Source organism: Dietzia timorensis (genome assembly GCF_020742175.1).
Lineage (GTDB): Bacteria > Actinomycetota > Actinomycetes > Mycobacteriales > Mycobacteriaceae > Dietzia > Dietzia timorensis_A.
Genome location: NZ_DYXM01000219.1, coordinates 1 through 16595, shown reverse-complemented (window position 1 = coordinate 16595; position 16595 = coordinate 1). Strand labels below are relative to the sequence as shown.

The following is a 16595-nucleotide window of genomic DNA, read 5'->3' as shown; positions in this document are numbered from 1 at the left end:
CGACGTCACATACCGGGGCTTGCCGTCCGGCGCAGGACGTTCGAGCCCCAGCCCCTTACGCTGGCCGATGGTGAAGCCGTGCACGCCTTCGTGCGTACCCAGTTCTTCACCTGTAGAGGCATCGACCATAGCTCCGGGACGCAGCCCGATCTTCGCTCCGAGGAACGCCTGGGTATCCCCGGAGGGGATGAAACAGATGTCGTGGGAGTCGGGCTTGCTCGCCACCGTGAAACCGGCCGCCTCGGCCTCGGCGCGCACGTCCGGCTTGAGCGAATCGCCGAGCGGGAACATCGAGTGCTCGAGCTGCTCCGGGGTGAGCACGCCGAGCACGTACGACTGGTCCTTCGCCTCGTCGACCGCGCGCCGCAGGACAGTGCGCGTGGTGCCGTCGGCGTCGACCTCCCGCGCCAACCGTGCGTAGTGCCCGGTCGCCACGGCGTCGTAGCCCATCTCGATCCCGCGCTCGAGGAGCGCCTCGAACTTGATCTTCTCGTTGCAGCGCAGGCACGGATTCGGCGTTTCGCCCGCTGCGTAGGAGGCGACGAAGTCCTCGATGACGTCCTCACGGAACCGTTCGGCGAAATCCCACACGTAGAACGGGATACCGAGCATGTCGGCGACGCGGCGCGCATCTCCGGCATCCTCCCGCGAGCAGCACCCGCGCGAACCGGTGCGCAGGGTCGCGGGGTTCGTCGACAGCGCCAGGTGCACCCCGATGACCTCGTGGCCGGCGGCGACGGCGCGGGCCGCGGCCACCGCCGAGTCCACACCGCCACTCATTGCCGCAAGTACCTTCATTGCCCGTGCACTCCCCTGTTGCTTCGTCGTCGTGAGTTCAGCCGCATTCGGTTCGATTCCCTCTATTGTTGCGCGTGTTACCGCCCAGGGCGAAGTCGAGAGCGTGCGACGTCGGGCCTCCGCGCCTTGTCGGCGACGTCGCCTATCGCCGCGATTGTCGCATCGATGTCGGCGTCGGTGCTGGTCCAGCCGAGACTAAACCGCAATACAGACTTCGCATCGCTTACCTCAAAACCGGTGGCGAGTGCCACATGGCTGGCTTCCGCCACCCCTGCCGTGCACGCCGAGCCGGTCGAACAAGAGATCCCCGCCTGGTCGAGAAGCGTGAGCATCGATTCGCCTTCGCGCCCCGGGAAGAGCATGTTCACGTTCCCCGGCAGGCGTCGATCGCTCTCCCCGCGGCCCTCAGGGCCGACGAGCTCAGCGCCGGGTACTGCGTTCCGGATCCCATCGATGAGCCGGTCGCGCAGCGCAACGAGTGCCTGCGCGGAGCGTTCCAATTCCTCGGTCGCCTCTTTGAGCGCGGTCGCCATGGCTACCGCGCCGGGCACGTTGACGCTCCCCGAGCGGAGGTCTCGCTCCTGCCCTCCACCGAAGCCAAGTGGTTGCACTGGTGCGTCCCTACGGATGAGTAGCGCCCCGATCCCCATGGGCGCGCCGAACTTGTGTCCCGAGATGCTCATCGAATGCGCACCGGACGCGGAGAAATCGACCGGGATGTGGCCCGCGGCCTGCACGGCATCGGCGTGCAGATGCGCCTCGGTTCCCGCCAGGGCGCGGGCGATGTCTACCGTGTTGGTGATCGTGCCGATCTCGTTGTTCGCAACCATCGCGCCGAGGACGAGGAACTCGTCCGGCGTCTCGGCAACTCCGGCAGCGATCTCCTCGATCTCGCCGGACAACGGCACGCCGTCCGGGTCGACGTCGATCGTGACTACACGCCCGCCTTCCTTGGCGGCCTGCGCGGCCGAATCGAGCACCGAATGATGCTCGGCCGCGGACACCGCGACGACCGCCTGTTTACCGGCCGCACGCGCGGCTCTCGCCGCTCCGAGGATCCCGATGTTGTCGGATTCGGTTCCGCCGGAGGTGAAGACGACCTCGCTCGGCGACGCCCCGAGGCATTCGGCGACAGTGTCTCGCGCCTGTTCCAGCGCGCTACGGGCCGCACGGCCGTCGGCATGCAGAGAGGAGGCGTTCTGCCCGGTTGAGGCCGCGGAGAACGCAGCCATCGCCGCAGGCCGCGGTGGCGTCGTGGCCGCGTGATCGAGGTAGTGGCGGGTGCTCATGACCTCTACGACATTAGTCCGGCGATCCCGCGTGGGCGCAACCGTCCGCTCAACGGTGGTCGCGCTCGCCGTCGTCACCGAAGATGACCCTGTGGGTGACGGCGGCGAGGTCTTGTCGCTTCCCCGGTGCGTTCATGCCAGGGCGAAGTGGGGGGTAAAGCCGGACGTGAATCGTCTTGCACCTGCCCGAGAGCATGTTCCATATCGAACTCAGGACCGTGTCTTTTCCGATGAAAGCCGCAGCGGCCGTCCTCTCGCCCCGATCATTGCGGTATTCGATGTGCACGGGAAGCACGGGCGCACCCGAGTCGAGCGCGGCTTGGAAGATAGCCGGCCGGAAGCGGCCATGCGCCTCCCCACACCAAGTCGTCGCCTCCGGGAATGCGACGACATTGTGGCCGTCGCGCATCGTTTCGGCCGCGGTCGAAACGACGCCGGGCAGAGTCCTTAGGGATGCTCGGTCGATGAAGATGGTGCCCATTCGTGCAATAACGGAGCCGAGAAGTGGAATTGCAGCGAGATCGTTTCGGGCGATGAAACGAACCGGGGCGATCGACGCGAGCACGAACACGTCCCACCATGTGTGGTGGTTGACGGCGATGAGCACCCCCTCCTGGCGAAGCGCCTCCGTCGCGCGGTCCGGCGCGTCCACGACCACCTCGACACCGAACGACCGAAGGAACTTTCGAGCTATCTTCGGGCCCATAACCGATCGACCTCGCTGCGGGAGAGCTACGGCGACCGCGCTCGCCCCGATGAACAGAGGCAATCGCGCCAGCCCCGCAAGGCGTGCGGCGATCGCGCTCCCCGACTCCCTGGTCTCGTCCAGAGCACGCGTGGTGCACGTCTTTCCGCAGGCAGAATATGGGTACCACGCATGTGCATGGCCCTTAATTTTGCGAGTGTTGTGCGAGAGGGCAGGCGTGGCGAGGTTTGCGGTGCGCTGCTCGGCGATCGTCATGGTGTTCATGCTGATCGGTCAACTGCAATTCAATGCAGCAACGACACGACGCCCAGATGACGCGCCGGCAGATTTTCGGCTTCTCCGTTCTTGTACGCGATGCCTGGGGTTAACCCCCGATTCTCGAACACAAAAAAGATGCCCGGCCATCGGCCGGGCATCTTCTCTTCGTTCCCGTCTTAAGGGACGGAATGACGCGCAGTTACTTACGCGCGTTGACAGCCTCGGTGAGCTGCGGTGCGACGTTGAACAGGTCGCCCACGATGCCGTAATCGGCGATCTCGAAGATCGGGGCCTCTTCGTCCTTGTTGACGGCCACGATGGTCTTCGAGGTCTGCATACCGGCGCGGTGCTGGATGGCACCGGAGATACCAAGCGCGATGTACAGCTGCGGGGTCACCGTCTTACCGGTCTGGCCCACCTGGAACTGCGGCGGGTAGAAGCCGGAGTCGACCGCGGCGCGGGATGCACCAACTGCGGCACCAAGAGCGTCGGCCAGCGGCTCGACGACCTTGCCGAAGTTCTCCTCCGAGCCGACACCCCGGCCACCGGAGACAACGATCTTCGCCTCGGTGAGCTCCGGACGGTCGCCACCCTCGATCGCGCTGGCAGAGGTGATCTTCGCCGCGCCCTCGGGTGCGGGCACCTCGACGTTGACGATCTCGCCTGCGCCGGCATTTTCCTGAGCCTCGACGGAGCCGGGGCGGAGGACGTAGACCGGGCAATCGCCCGAGACCTCGGCCTCGACGGTGTAGGCGCCACCGAAGATCGAGTGAACGGCGTTGCCGCCTTCCTTGATCTCGACGAGGTCGGTCAGGAAGCCGGAGCCGGTGCGTGCGGCGACACGTCCGCCGACCTCGCGGCCCTCGAACGTCGCGGGAAGGATGACGCCGGCGGCGCCGTTCTCTGCGAGTCCGGCGAGGACGTCGACCTTGGGGGTCACGACGTAGTCGGTGACGTTCGAGCCCTCGGCGACGTAGATCTTCTCGGCGCCGGCGGCGGCGAGCGCGTCCTTGAAGCCCTCTGCGGTGCCCTCGGCACCGAAGACGACGGCGGACGGCTCACCCAGGGTACGAGCCGCGGTAAGCAGCTCCTTGGTCACATTCTTCAGTTCGCCGTCGACATGCTCGACGACAACAAGTACTTCTGCCATGAGTTCTATTCGCTCCTAGAGAAAAGTGATTGCGGCGGGGTTGGCCTTGTCGTGACGACTAGATGATCTTCTGCGAGACCAAGTACTCGGCGATCTGCTTGCCGCCCTCACCCTCGTCTTCGACCTTCTCGCCGGCCTCGCGCGGGGGCTTCGGCGTAGCGGAGACGACCTTGGTGGAGGAATTGTCGATACCGACCTGGCCGGCCTCGATGTTCGTGTCCCCGAGTGCCATCTCGTTCATCGGCTTCTTCTTCGCCGCCATGATGCCCTTGAAGGACGGGAAGCGCGGCTCGCCGACCTTCTCGTTCACCGAGATGACGGCCGGGAGGGAAGACTCAACCTCGTACACGCCGTCATCGGTTTCGCGCTTGCCCTTGACGGTCTCGCCCTCGACGGTGACCTCGGACAGGTGCGTGAGCTGCGGAAGTCCGAGGTACTCGGCGATGATCGCCGGAACTGCGCCGGCGCGGCCATCCGAGGCCTCGTTGCCGGCGATAACCAGCTCCGTGCCCTCGAGGCCGGACAGCACGTTGGCAATGGCCCACGAGGTCTGAACCGCGTCGGAACCCGCAATAGCGTCGTCGGTGAGGAGGACGGCTTCGTCCGCGCCCATGGCGAGCGCCTTCTGAAGCGCGTCCTTGGCGCCCGCGGGGCCGACGGTCAGGACGGTCACCTTGCCATCGCCGGTCGCGTCCTTGACGTTCAGGGCGGTCTCCACGGCCTGCGAGCTGATCTCATCGATGATCGCGGTGGTGTTCTCGCGATCGATGGTGTTGTCACCATCGGTGAGTTCACGCTCCGTGTAGTCCGGAACCTGCTTGATAAGTACGACAATATTTGTCATTGGTCTGCTTCGACCTCCTGCGAGTTTCGAATGAAAACTGCCCATTACATGGCGCCTGTCGCAGCCTAATACAGCGCCGGCGGCACCGGTGAACACCTACTAGCCGAGCGCGGCAAGATGGCATCGCGGTTGAGATTATCTTCTCAACCGGTCACTTTACCTGCAGCGCGCCCGAGACGACCAGGTGCGCGTCATCCCTTGTCCTAGCGGATACCCTTATCTTACCCGTCAGTAAGGTCCTGCCCAAGACCCCGGGCCCACCGAGTCGCGTTTGTCACGGCACTCCGGTTCACCTTCTCCGGAAGTCGTTCGCCGTTGACTAAACTCGGCATTCCTGCGGGTTCGCCCGCGTCGGATCCGTACGTCGTCCCGCCAGGTGGGGCTTCGCCAAACAAGGTATGCACAAGGAGAACATCGGGTGCGCAGTTCCACACGCCGCAAGACGCGTGCCGTAGCGGCATTGACCGCGACCGCCGCAGCCGCGCTCGCCGCGTGCAGCCCGGTGTCTTCCTCGCTTGATGCGCACCCAGGCCAATCCGACGACTGGTCTTCGACATATTCGGACTTGCACAATTCCTCGACATCGACGGGCGAATCACCTGAGGATCCGACGCTGAAATGGTCGCGGGAAATCGGCGCACCCCTTCCCGGCCCGGCGACCTTCAGCCCACTTGGGGATCTGCAGCAGGCATCGCTGTCGGACGCGGGTTGCAATGTCTTTGCGCTCGAGCTCGAGGACGGTCGCAAGTCCTGGTGCAACCGCCAGGCGATCGGCGGCCCGCGCATTTCCGGACAGATCAACAAGTTCGGTGATTCGTACTGGCCGATCCTTTCTGGCGCGGCGGCAATCTCCGGCGAAGGAGAGTTCCGTTACGGCACGACCCCTCCCGGCGCCGCGACCACCGCGCGCCAGCTCAGCGGACAACTCGTCCTCACCGTATCGATGTTCGGCCAGGCGCGGATCTACGGCACGCAGCACGGCACGCCTCGCGGCGCCCCGCTCGATCTAGCGGGACCCGTGCCGGATGTCGCGCCCGATTATGGCTTGTCCTGGTGCGAAACCGGGAGCCGCGGCTGCCCCGCGCCCGCCCCCGCCGCCGTCACAGACGATGGTTCAACCTTCTTTATCACCGTATGGACTCCCGGAGCCGATGAGCCTGATCTCGTCGCCGTGCGGGTCAATTCCCGCGAGCGAGCAAACCCCGACGAGCACGTGCCCGCCACCGACCCGCAAGCGATGATCGAGATGACCGAGCTGTGGCGGACCCCGCTGCCTCACGGCCGCACCGGCGCTCCGGTCGTACTTTCCGAGGACGAGGACGTCGCGTACGTCACCGGCCCCGAAGGCATCTCTGCGTTTTCGACCGAAGACGGGTCCGAGCGCTGGCACCACACGACAGGTGTAGAGACCGATTTCGCACCAGCCGTGTCCGCCGACGGAACGATCGTTCTCGGTGGACGCACCGGTGCCTTCTACCGCGGCGAGGACGACGCGGCCACCGACGAGATCACGCGCGAGGCACTCACCGGCTCGGCGGTCCTCGCCCTTCACGACGACGGGGACTCCGCCTCGGAAGTGTGGCGCGATGACCGTGCAGCGTCGTTGACGGCCCCGGTCCTATCTGCGAACGGCAACGTCCTCCTCGCTTCGCGGGAGGGACGGAACGGCATGGCCATTCGCGCGCTCGGCGCGGACGGCGAGGAGCTGTGGTCGAAACCGGTCCCCGGCGCACAAGGTCCCGTCGCTGGTCTCACTCTCGCCGACTCCGGCGCTATCGCGCTGTCGCTATCGATCGGACGGGTGTACCTCTTCGCCGACGACTAGATCGCCATATGACGTCGGGCATCGCAGATAAACGCGACACCCCGATCCGCGAGCCTCGTCACCACGAGCGCGAGCGGCCTGCTCCCCTTGGGAGCAAGCTTTTTTCGCAACACATCCGGGTCTTTGTCGACGCCCCGGACGAGGATCTCCAGCGATCCGCAATCAAGCGCCCTCAGCCTGGACCTCAGCTTCTTCGCGTCCAGTGTGCACCGCTCGAGCACCTCGAAGCCGCTGTATCCGGCGGGAATCGCGGGGCCGGTGAGGTGCGCTATGCGCGGGTCCAGTTGGCGCAGACCGTGTCTGTGCGCCCAATGCCGCACGAGACCCGAGCGGACGATGGCGCCATCGGGTTCGACGATAAAGCGGTCGGCTTCGGCGTTCGCGTCCGGTGTGGCGGCGTCGATCTGCGGCTCCCGATCTGTAATTGTCTCGGTCCACGCGGCGCTTCCGGATTTCCCGGAATGAAGCACCGTCGCACGCCGCCGAACGCCGTCCGATAGCGTCGGGGACCAAAGGCAGGCCTCCCGCACTCCCCCGTCGAGACTCGTCACCTCGACCTCTCCGGTGTGCTCGAGGGCGGCGAAGTCCAATCCCGGGGCGCACTTGACGGCAAATTCGTGCCCATCAAGAGCCCCGAGCAGATCCGGCAACGGCGGCAAGAGCTCGGTGGGATCCGAAATGCGTCTTCCGGACACGCGCCGAGCCGGATCGGCGATGAAGACTGCGCCGGCGTGCGCGCTGATCGTGGACGGATCGAGCGCATCCGCCACCGCCGCACGCGCCTGTGGCACGTTGGCCCGGGCCATCGCCACGCGCACGGGATCGAGGTCGCTGCCGGTCACCTGCTCCGACACGCGCACTAGTTCAGCGAGTTCCGCTCCAACCGAGCACGTCAGATCGTGCACCGCGCGGCCGGCGAGCCGTTCGGCTCGATGCTGCGCCACGCGCCACGGGGTGGCCTGCTCGACCGCCTCCGTGGTGAGCACCCAACCCTCGCAATCGCGGAGCTTGAGCGCGGCCTTGGCCCTTGCCGTCGCCACCTCGATGACGGCCGAGAAGTGATCCGGGTAGGTTTCGCGCACCTTGGCCGCGGACGCGACGCGAGTTGCCGCGGAGAAGTCCAACGTCTGTGCCCAGGCGACGGCTTCGCCTCCGGACGGCGAGAGGATGAACGACACGTCGTCGTCATGCATGTGGTAGATGGCCTAGATGGCGGCCCGGCGGTGACGTCCCGGGCGGGAGCGCCGCGCGAAGAAGCGACCATCATCGGCCTGCTCGACGACGATGTTCTGCGCGAAGGTACGGGTGAGGTTCTCGCTCGTGATGACGTCCTCGATCAGCCCAGACGCCGTTACCTCCCCTTCGGAGAGGAGCATCGCGTGTGTGAAGCCCTGGGGTATTTCCTCGACGTGGTGGGTGACCAGAACGACGGCCGGCGCATCCGGGTCCAGAGCGAGGTCCGCAAGACGGGAGACGAGTTCCTCGCGGCCACCGAGGTCGAGGCCGGCGCCGGGCTCATCGAGGAGCAGCATTTCCGGGTCGGTCATGAGCGCGCGGGAGATGAGCACCCGCTTGCGTTCGCCTTCGGACAGGGTGCCCCACGTGCGTTCGGAAAGATGCTCGGCGCCCATGGCCTCGAGCGTGTCGGCAGCGCGCTCGTGGTCGATGCCGTCGTACTTCTCGCGCCACCGTCCGAGCACGGAGTATCCGGCGGAGATGACGATATCGGCGACCTTTTCGTCGCCCGGGATGCGCTGCGCGAGTGCGACGGAGGACAGGCCGATGCGCGTTCGAAGTTCCATAACCTCGGTCTTGCCCATGAGCTCGCCGAGAATGCGGCAGGAGCCAGACGAAGGGAATTCGTTCGCGGCAGCCATGCGCATGAGCGAGGTCTTGCCGGCCCCGTTCGGGCCTAGAATGACCCAGCGTTCGTCGAGCTCCACCTGCCAGTCCAGGGGACCTACGAGTGAATTGCCGCCACGACGCAGTTGGGCGCCGCGGAAGTCGATCACGAGGTCTTCGTTGATGACGTCGTAGTCGTCTCTCGAGGGGGTAGTCACATCCATCACACTACCCGTGGCAGTCGGCGATCGCGTGCCACACCTAGCGGGTGAATCCGCCTTCGGAGTTGAGCACCTGACCGGTGATCCACTCGGCCTCCGCAGTGAGCAGCCACGCGATGAGACGGGCGGCGTCATCGGGTTGGCCGAACCGCCCGAAAGGAAACATCCCACGTGTCGCCTCGAGGATCTCGGGAGTCATGTACCCGGTGTCCACGGGGCCGGGATTAACCGTGTTCACCCGAATCCCCTGTGCGGCGAGCTCTTGGGAAATGGTCAGGGTCACACCGGCGATCGCGGCTTTTGACGCAGCGTAGGCCACTTCGCCGGGCATCGGCCCCTGGGTCTGCCCCGAGGTCATGAACACGATCGATGCAGGGTCGTGGACGCGGTGGCGTGCGGCGAAAGCCTTCGCGAGGAGCAACGATGCGCGGGTGTTCACCGCCCAGTGGGAGTCGAGCCAATCCGCGCTCATCTCCGCGAGCGTCCCGTCGGATCCGGACTGCGCGTGATTGCACACCAACCCGGAAAGCCGCCCGAATTCCTCGGCAGCAGCTTCGATCATCTGCGACGGCACATCCGGGTCGGTGAAGTCAGCGTGCATACCAACAATTCGTGCGCCCTCGGCGCAATGTTCGCGAACACCGTCCAGCACCGCGTCGACATCGTCCGCACCCCAGGGTTGTTCGGCATCGTGTGGGGAATAGTGCTGGCAGAAGACGTCGGCGCCGTAAGCCGCGAGACGGCAAGCTGTGGCGAAACCGATTCCCTCTCGACGGCTCACCCCGGTGACGACGACGGTATGCCCGCGCAGTGGAAACCGGTCGCGGGCCAAAGGGCTGGGCACGTCCGTCGTCATTCCGGGAAGTGTCTTTAATACAGAGCCGTGGCGAGATTCCGGCGTGCGGCAAGCGCGTCGGGGTCGTTGGCCGGCAGCGTGTCGAGCAGTTCGAGGAGGCGGGTCCGGAGAAGGCTCTTCTCGTCGCCCGCACTGGTGCGGATCGCGGCGATCACGCCGTCGAAGGCTCCGGCGTAGTTGCCGGCCATGATCTGGATATCCGCCTTCGACAGAACCTCGCGAGTCTGCTCGCTCTGCCCCTCGGCGGCCGGGTCGTTCTCGTCGGCGACGCGGCGGGAAACCTGGACGAAGCGGAGAGCCTCGGTCAGGCTGTGGTCACCGGATCGGGAATCCACGAGCGCCTGGAAACGCTCTTCCGCCGCGGCCAGATCCCCCTCGGCGAGTGCGTTCTCCGCCGCATCGCGTTCCGGGTCGGAGGGCTCTTCGGCTTCGCCTTCCGCAGGCTGCTCCCCCGCGCCTTCGAGCTTGCCGGCGGTGACCTCGAGAACCTTGTCGATAACCAGCCGCAGCTGGTCCTCCGGCTGCTCGCCCTCGAATTCGGTGAGGGGACGCCCGCCCGCGACGGCGATCACCATGGGCACTCCCTGTGCCCGGAACGCCTGGGCGATTCCGGGGGCCTGATCGACGTCGGCGTAGGCGTGCACCCACGAACCGCCGTCGGCGGCGGCCATCTGCTGAAGCGTCGCGGTCATCGCCGTCGGGGCGCGTGAGGAGCCGAGTTCGACGAGAACCGGCACCTTCATCGACCGCATGAGAACTTCGGCCTCGAAGTTCTGCTCGGTCACCTGCACGCTCGTCGCCGAGGACGACTGGGCGCCGCCCGCAGGCGCGCCAGCCTGCTGCCCGGCCCCGCGCTTCTGCGCATCGGCACGGTCCTTGAGGCCCGACAGATCCACCGCCCCGGACAGCGAGGCGGCGAGACGGGCATCTGACGGCGATGCATTGTTTGCTGATCGGCTACCTGGTCGAGTCACGTGTCCGATTCTGCCATTTCCTCAGGGGTGAGCGACGCCCGCCGGTCAGTTCTGCTGGGGGACGCGAATGATCAGCGCATCGCCCTGACCGCCGCCACCACATAGCGCCGCTGCACCGGTTCCGCCACCGCGCCGGGCGAGCTCGAGAGCGAGCGTGAGGACGACGCGGTTGCCCGAGACACCGATGGGGTGGCCGAGAGCGATGGCGCCGCCGTTGGGGTTGACAATCGACGGGTCGAGGCCGAGCTCCTTGATCGAATGGATCCCCACCGAAGCGAAAGCCTCGTTGAGCTCGACGACATCAAGCTCGGACACGGCGACTCCGGACTTTTCCGAAGCATCGTTGATGGCCGCGGCCGGCTGGTGCTGCAGCGTGGAGTCGGGGCCCGCGACGGTGCCGTACTGAACCACCTCGGCAAGGATCGGCCAACCATTTTCGCGAGCGGTGCGCGCCGACGTCACCACGGTCGCCGAGGCACCGTCGGAGATCTGCGAGGACGAGCCCGCGGTGATGGTGCCGTCTTTGGCGAAAGCCGGACGGAGCTTGCCGAGGGATTCGGCGGTGGTGTCGGCGCGCACGCCCTCGTCGCGGTCGACGACGGTGTCGCCCTTACGCCCGGAGATGGTGACCGGAACGACCTCGTCGGCGAAGAGGTTCTTCTCCCACGCCGCCGCGGCGCGCTGATGCGACTGCGCCGAGAATTCGTCCTGGGCAGCACGGTCGATGCCGAGCTCGCCGTTGCGCTGCTCGGTGAGCGCGCCCATCGGCTGGTCGGTCGGCACGTCCTCCAGACCGTCGAATGCCATGTGATCGAGCACCTCGACCGAACCGTACTTGTAGCCCCCACGTGAGTTCGGAAGCAAGTGTGGCGCCTTGGACATCGACTCCTGACCGCCGGCGACGACGACCTTGGCCTCGCCCGCGCGGATCGCCTGGCCCGCGAGCGCGATGGCGGACAGTCCCGAAAGGCACATCTTGTTTATCGTCAGCGCGTGCGCGCTCGGTGAGATTCCGGCGCCCAGCATCGACTGGCGTGCGGGCATCTGCCCGACGCCGGCTCCGAGGACCTGTCCCATGATCACGTAATCGACGGCGTCGGCGGACACACCTCCCTTTTCGAGCGCACCCTTGATGGCTACCGCGCCGAGCTGGGGCGCGCTCAATGTCGACAACGCCCCTTGCAGTCGGCCGAAAGGTGTACGGGCTCCTGAGACGATCACGATCGCATCGTCGGCAATATCGTTTGAATTGATGGCAGTCACGGTCGGTCTCCTCGATAAGTGGCCGGTAGTGCGACCCGGGTATCGCGAAAGTTGGCTTCCGGGTGCGCTTCGGATCTCAACGTACTTCTCCTACACAACAACACCAATTATAGACGCATTCGACTGTACGAAAACGATCCACTTTGGGGTGTAACGAGCACAATTAAGAGATACAGTTAATTCATGGCAACTGATCCAGCACCCTTGTCCCGCATCCCCTCAGGCCTCATCACAGCCGTCGATCACGTCGGAATCGCGGTATCGGATTTCGATGCCGCGACTACGTGGTACAGAGACGCTCTCGGGTTCGAAAACGTCCACGAGGAGGTAAATGAGGAGCAGGGCGTGCGCGAGGCGATGCTCGCACCATCCGGTGCAGCAGAAGGAGCCGCGATGATCCAGATTCTCGCCCCGCTCTCGGAAGCTTCGACGATCGCCAAGTTCATCGACAAAAACGGTCCGGGGCTGCAGCAGATGGCCGTTCGGGTCACCGATATCGACGCGGTCATGGCACACCTCGCCGCCAACGACGTGCGCGTGCTCTACCCGGAGCCGAAAAAGGGCACCGCGAACTCACGTATCAATTTCGTCCACCCGAAAGATGCCGGCGGCGTCCTCCTGGAACTCGTCGAACCCGCTGGCACACAGTAGTTCCCCGATTCCGGGCCGCCTGTCGGAGCGCCACCGACCGGGCACTCTGGTTTATCCTTGGAGCCATGTCCGCCGACCACGAAATCGCACTCCGCCACAATCTGGCGACCGTTCGCCGAGGATACGAACCCGCCGCCGTGGTAGCGGCGATTTCGCGTCTCGAGGCCGAGACGAGCCTCCTGCAGGCGGACCGGAATCAGGCGATCGAGCATCGACATCAGATCGCTGGGGAGCTCAAGGCGGCACACGCGGAAATCGAGGAACTCCGCGGCGAGGTTCGCAGGCTCGGTAGGGCGCCGGTCACGAGCGAGGACATGTCCCAGCGGCTGCGATCGATGTTGTCGCTCGCGGAACAAGAGGCCGCCGAGATTCGAGCAAAGGCCGACGAGGATGCGTCGCTCGTGCGAAGCGAGGCCGAGGACTACGCGTGGCAGGCACGGCAGGACGCGGACGAGCGGGTGCGCCAGTCGCGTCTGCAGGCCGAGCAACTCGCCGCCGAGCGCACGCGCATCCTCGATGCGGCGCACCAGGAATCGGCGCACACCATCGCAGCCACCGAGCACGACATCAACGCGCGCACCATCGCGGCCGAGCAGGAACGCAAGCGGGCGGACGAGGAGGCCTCGCAGCGCCGCGCCTCCGAGGACGAGGACTACCGCATCGCCTCCAATGCCCGCCGGATGGCCACGAACCAGGAGATCGAGTCGGAGCGCATCGCCGCCGCCGCTGCGGCCGAGGTAGTACGCCGCGCAGCGAAGGACGACGCCGCCCTTTGGCGCGACGAGGCAACCAAGGATTCTGCAACTTGGCGCGACGAAGCTACCGCCGAGGCGAAGAAGTGGCGAGAAGAGGCGACGGCGGATGCGAAGAATATCCGTTCCTCCGCTCGCCGCGACGCCGACTCCCTCACCTCCGCCGCACACGCTCGGGTCGCCGAGCTCGCTGCGGTCCGGGATTCACTCGTCGACGAAATCGCCCATACCCGTGCGAAGCTGGAATCGTTCTCACTTACCCGAAGCAGGTATGACGGCGATCTTGCCGAGCTCGCCAAGCCTGTCCCCTCCCCGTGGGAGGAGGAACGTTCATCCGCTTCGGGCGAGAGCTCGTCCACGTCCGCCGTCACCAGTGAGAAGACGCCGCCGCATGCGCCCGCTCCCGGGTATCCGTCGAAACGAACCGATGAGTCGGCGCAAAGCAATGAAGGCAGCCGCAGCTAGCTCCACTTTCGGGTGACGCTGCGTCTCCCCCTGGCGTCCCAGCATCCCGAATGCCAATGCCTTCTCCAGTCGCCGGACTCGTCGTCCTCGGGCCAAGCCACAATATGCGCTATCCCCTTGGCAACTTCCTGATCGCAGCCGGGACAACGGTAAGCCTTGTTCGCTCGCGCGGGCGGGATGCTCACGACCGTATAAAACGAACCGGTGTCTCCTAGCGGACCTGTCTCACGACGGTTTAATCCTCGCTGCATCGGCCCATCGGTAGGCCCGTCGGACATTCGCCTGTTCTTCCGTGCCATAGCGTTTACCTGTCCGCGGCCCCTAGAAGAGACGCATCTCCTTACTCTCTGTGCCCCGCAATGCGTCATAATCGAGCGTCACGCAGCGAATCCCCCGGTCCACGGCGAGCGTTCGCGCTTGAGGTTTGATCACCTGGGCGGCATAAACGCCCTCGACAGGCGCAAGATGCGGATCGCGGTTGAGAAGCTCCAAATAGCGGGTGAGTTGTTCGACGCCGTCGATTTCCCCGCGCCGTTTGATTTCGACCGCCACGGTGCCACCGTCGGCATCGCGACAGAGGATGTCGACGGGTCCAATCGCAGTCATGTATTCGCGGCGAATGAGCGAATAGCCTTCACCGAGTGTGCCAATGTGCTCTGCGAGGAGCTCCTGGAGGTGTGCCTCCACTCCATCTTTGATGAGACCCGGGTCCACGCCGAGCTCGTGCGCCGTGTCGAGTTCGACGGAGAAGATCGCGATTCGGAGCTGCTCCCCCGCCTTGTTTTCGACGATCCACGCCGACTGGGCATCGTCCGGAAAGGACGCGAGTTCCGCGTTCTTCTCGCCTTCGCTCGAGAGATCGAACTCCTTGAGCGCGCAGGGAGGGCTCATCCAATTGAGCGGCTTATACGCTCGGTCGTCCGCGTGTACGCTCACCGATCCGTCGGACTTCACGAGAAGAAGCCGCGGGGCTCTCGGTAGGTGTGCGGTGAGCCGACCGACGTAGTCAACCTGGCATTCGGCGATTACAAGTCGCAAGGACTACCTCTTTAATAAAAGCGAGCACGCCGCCTCTTGACCGATTGGATCGAACAAGCTTCGACCCACGATCGCATGGCGGCGTGCGTTTGCGTATCCAGTCCGAAGTCGCCTGAGACTTTACGTCCCCTGCGGTCGTCTGCTTCGAAAGACACGACCAGTTCCCCGGGTTCGAGAACGGCGAGCTCTCCGGACGTCTGTGGTTTTCGGGATGCATCCAGGTGGATGCTGGCGCGATCAAGCTCGACGTCGAATCGGGGACGAATGCTGAACAACTTGACCAACTGCCCCGAGTCCTCAGTGAACCGCATGATCCCGTGGCTCCACTGGCCCGGCTGGCCCTCTCTGCCACACATTCGGAACACTATGGGCACGCCCGAACCGCGGAAGACAAAGAACCGGTAGACCGCAGCTACTGCGATGAGAAGGACAAACACGATGAGGGCCGCAACGAGTAACTTCCAGACCATGCGGTTCCCCCTCATCTCGCTATGATTCGCGATTAGAACATAAGTTACTTGCCACGGCAGCTATTACAAAAACGCAGTGGGGCCGGTCCCTGATGGAACCGGCCCCACGGGGCTACCCAGACTGGCTCGGGGAGCTGTCTAGGCGTTCGCCTTTTCGACTGCGAGGAGGCGAGACTGCGCTTCGGCCTTCTTCAGCGCGTCCGAGCCGGCTTCCTTGAGATCAGACTCGGCGGCGGCCTTGTCGATGTCCTCTGCCCAGTCCGCACCCTCGCCGAGGATTTGGACCTTGCTTCCTGTCACCGAGATGAATCCGCCGCGCACGGAGGCGACGCGCTTGGAGCCGTCGGTGTACACGGACACGGTCCCTCCCGCGTCGAGCTGACCAAGAAGCGGTTCGTGGCCCGGCTGGATACCGATCTCGCCTTCGGTGGTCTTAGCGACGATCATCTCGGCCTTACCCGACCAGAACTCGCGTTCCACCGTGACGATGGCGATTTCTAGCTCTGCCATGGATCCTTCTCCTCTTAGTAGCCGAGCTTCTTGGCCTCGGCCTCGACGTCATCAAGACCGCCGACACCGTTGAATGCCTGCTCGGGCAGGTGGTCGAGATCGCCCTTGCAAAGCTTGTCGAAGGCCTCGATCGTGTCGTTGATCGGGACGACCGAACCCTCGATGCCCGTGAACTTAACCGCGACGAGGAAGTTCTGACCGAGGAAGCGCTCGATGCGGCGAGCGCGCTGAACGGTGACCTTGTCCTCTTCGGAGAGCTCGTCCATACCGAGGATGGCGATGATGTCCTGCAGTTCCTTGTACTTCTGCAGGATCCGCTTGACCTCGTTGGCCACGCGGAAGTGGTCCGCCCCGACGATGCCGGGCTCGAGGATTCGCGAGGTCGACGTCAGCGGGTCCACAGCGGGGTAGATACCCATCTGCGAAATCGGACGCGAGAGCTCGGTGGTCGCATCGAGGTGCGCGAACGTGGTCGCGGGCGCCGGGTCGGTGTAGTCGTCGGCGGGGACGTAGATCGCCTGCAGCGAGGTGATCGAGCGACCACGGGTCGAGGTGATGCGCTCCTGGAGCTCACCCATCTCGTCAGCCAGCGTCGGCTGGTAACCCACGGCGGAAGGCATACGACCGAGAAGGGTCGACACCTCCGAACCGGCCTGGGTGAAACGGAAGATGTTGTCGATGAA

Annotated in this window: 16 protein-coding genes and 1 pseudogene; 3 read left to right on the top strand and 14 right to left on the bottom strand. The window is 65.1% G+C overall.

All coding sequences use genetic code 11. The annotated features are described in order from the left end of the window. The 5 genes from mnmA to K8V11_RS11245 form a co-directional block, all read right to left on the bottom strand. Positions 1 to 798 (bottom strand): tRNA 2-thiouridine(34) synthase MnmA (gene mnmA / locus K8V11_RS11265; protein ID WP_303914149.1); only part of this gene is annotated, 798 nt, incomplete at its 3' end. 77 nt (positions 799 to 875) lie between these two features. Beyond that, positions 876 to 2087: a cysteine desulfurase family protein gene (locus tag K8V11_RS11260; protein ID WP_303914146.1), complete on the bottom strand. Its 1212-nt coding sequence runs from the start codon at positions 2085 to 2087 to the stop codon at positions 876 to 878. Between the two features lie 49 nt (positions 2088 to 2136). Beyond that, entirely contained in the window at positions 2137 to 3048 is a 912-nt protein-coding gene (locus K8V11_RS11255) for a 1-acyl-sn-glycerol-3-phosphate acyltransferase (protein WP_303914144.1), read from the bottom strand. Positions 3049 to 3250: 202 nt separating this feature from the next. Beyond that, positions 3251 to 4201, bottom strand: coding sequence for an electron transfer flavoprotein subunit alpha/FixB family protein (locus tag K8V11_RS11250; RefSeq protein WP_303914140.1), 951 nt, complete (start codon positions 4199 to 4201; stop codon positions 3251 to 3253). Between the two features lie 58 nt (positions 4202 to 4259). Further along, positions 4260 to 5045 (bottom strand): electron transfer flavoprotein subunit beta/FixA family protein, encoded by a 786-nt coding sequence (locus K8V11_RS11245; RefSeq protein WP_303914137.1) that lies wholly within the window; start codon positions 5043 to 5045, stop codon positions 4260 to 4262. A 418-nt stretch (positions 5046 to 5463) separates the two neighbouring features. Between K8V11_RS11245 and K8V11_RS11240 the strand changes: the two genes are divergently transcribed. Next, on the top strand, positions 5464 to 6870 hold the full coding sequence (locus tag K8V11_RS11240; RefSeq protein ID WP_303914135.1) for a PQQ-binding-like beta-propeller repeat protein: 1407 nt from the start codon (positions 5464 to 5466) through the stop codon (positions 6868 to 6870). Here K8V11_RS11240 and K8V11_RS11235 read toward each other — a convergent pair. Genes K8V11_RS11235 through K8V11_RS11215 form a run of 5 tightly spaced genes read right to left on the bottom strand, consistent with a single transcriptional unit; the run spans position 6867 to position 12017 of the window. Next, on the bottom strand, positions 6867 to 8063 hold the full coding sequence (locus tag K8V11_RS11235; protein WP_303914133.1) for a class I SAM-dependent methyltransferase: 1197 nt from the start codon (positions 8061 to 8063) through the stop codon (positions 6867 to 6869). The genes K8V11_RS11240 and K8V11_RS11235 overlap by 4 nt on opposite strands. Before the next feature lie 12 nt (positions 8064 to 8075). Further along, positions 8076 to 8930, bottom strand: coding sequence for an ABC transporter ATP-binding protein (locus K8V11_RS11230; RefSeq protein WP_303914130.1), 855 nt, complete (start codon positions 8928 to 8930; stop codon positions 8076 to 8078). 43 nt (positions 8931 to 8973) lie between these two features. Further along, the gene (locus K8V11_RS11225; RefSeq protein WP_303914128.1) at positions 8974 to 9789 is read right to left on the bottom strand and encodes an SDR family oxidoreductase; all 816 of its coding nucleotides are present in this window, start codon (positions 9787 to 9789) and stop codon (positions 8974 to 8976) included. Between the two features lie 14 nt (positions 9790 to 9803). Further along, on the bottom strand, positions 9804 to 10763 hold the full coding sequence (locus K8V11_RS11220; RefSeq protein WP_303914125.1) for a tetratricopeptide repeat protein: 960 nt from the start codon (positions 10761 to 10763) through the stop codon (positions 9804 to 9806). 45 nt (positions 10764 to 10808) lie between these two features. Next, positions 10809 to 12017: an acetyl-CoA C-acetyltransferase gene (locus K8V11_RS11215; protein WP_303914152.1), complete on the bottom strand. Its 1209-nt coding sequence runs from the start codon at positions 12015 to 12017 to the stop codon at positions 10809 to 10811. Positions 12018 to 12209: 192 nt separating this feature from the next. Between K8V11_RS11215 and mce the strand changes: the two genes are divergently transcribed. Continuing rightward, positions 12210 to 12677, top strand: a complete 468-nt coding sequence (mce, locus tag K8V11_RS11210; RefSeq protein WP_303914123.1) for a methylmalonyl-CoA epimerase — start codon at positions 12210 to 12212, stop codon at positions 12675 to 12677. A 65-nt stretch (positions 12678 to 12742) separates the two neighbouring features. Next, positions 12743 to 13894 (top strand): DivIVA domain-containing protein, encoded by a 1152-nt coding sequence (locus K8V11_RS11205; protein WP_303914119.1) that lies wholly within the window; start codon positions 12743 to 12745, stop codon positions 13892 to 13894. 321 nt (positions 13895 to 14215) lie between these two features. Here the strand turns inward: K8V11_RS11205 and nucS are convergent, their stop codons facing one another. From nucS to K8V11_RS11190, 4 genes and pseudogenes are all read right to left on the bottom strand, one after another. After that, complete coding sequence (gene nucS, locus K8V11_RS11200) at positions 14216 to 14932, bottom strand: endonuclease NucS (protein ID WP_303914117.1); 717 nt, start codon at positions 14930 to 14932, stop codon at positions 14216 to 14218. Positions 14933 to 14943: 11 nt separating this feature from the next. Then, a complete protein-coding gene (locus tag K8V11_RS14690) occupies positions 14944 to 15402 on the bottom strand; it encodes a DUF2550 family protein (RefSeq protein ID WP_369693072.1) in 459 nt (152 codons plus the stop codon). Between the two features lie 138 nt (positions 15403 to 15540). Continuing rightward, positions 15541 to 15912: a F0F1 ATP synthase subunit epsilon gene (locus K8V11_RS11195; protein ID WP_303914114.1), complete on the bottom strand. Its 372-nt coding sequence runs from the start codon at positions 15910 to 15912 to the stop codon at positions 15541 to 15543. Between the two features lie 14 nt (positions 15913 to 15926). Next, positions 15927 to 16595, bottom strand: a pseudogene (locus tag K8V11_RS11190) (F0F1 ATP synthase subunit beta); the annotation flags it as partial.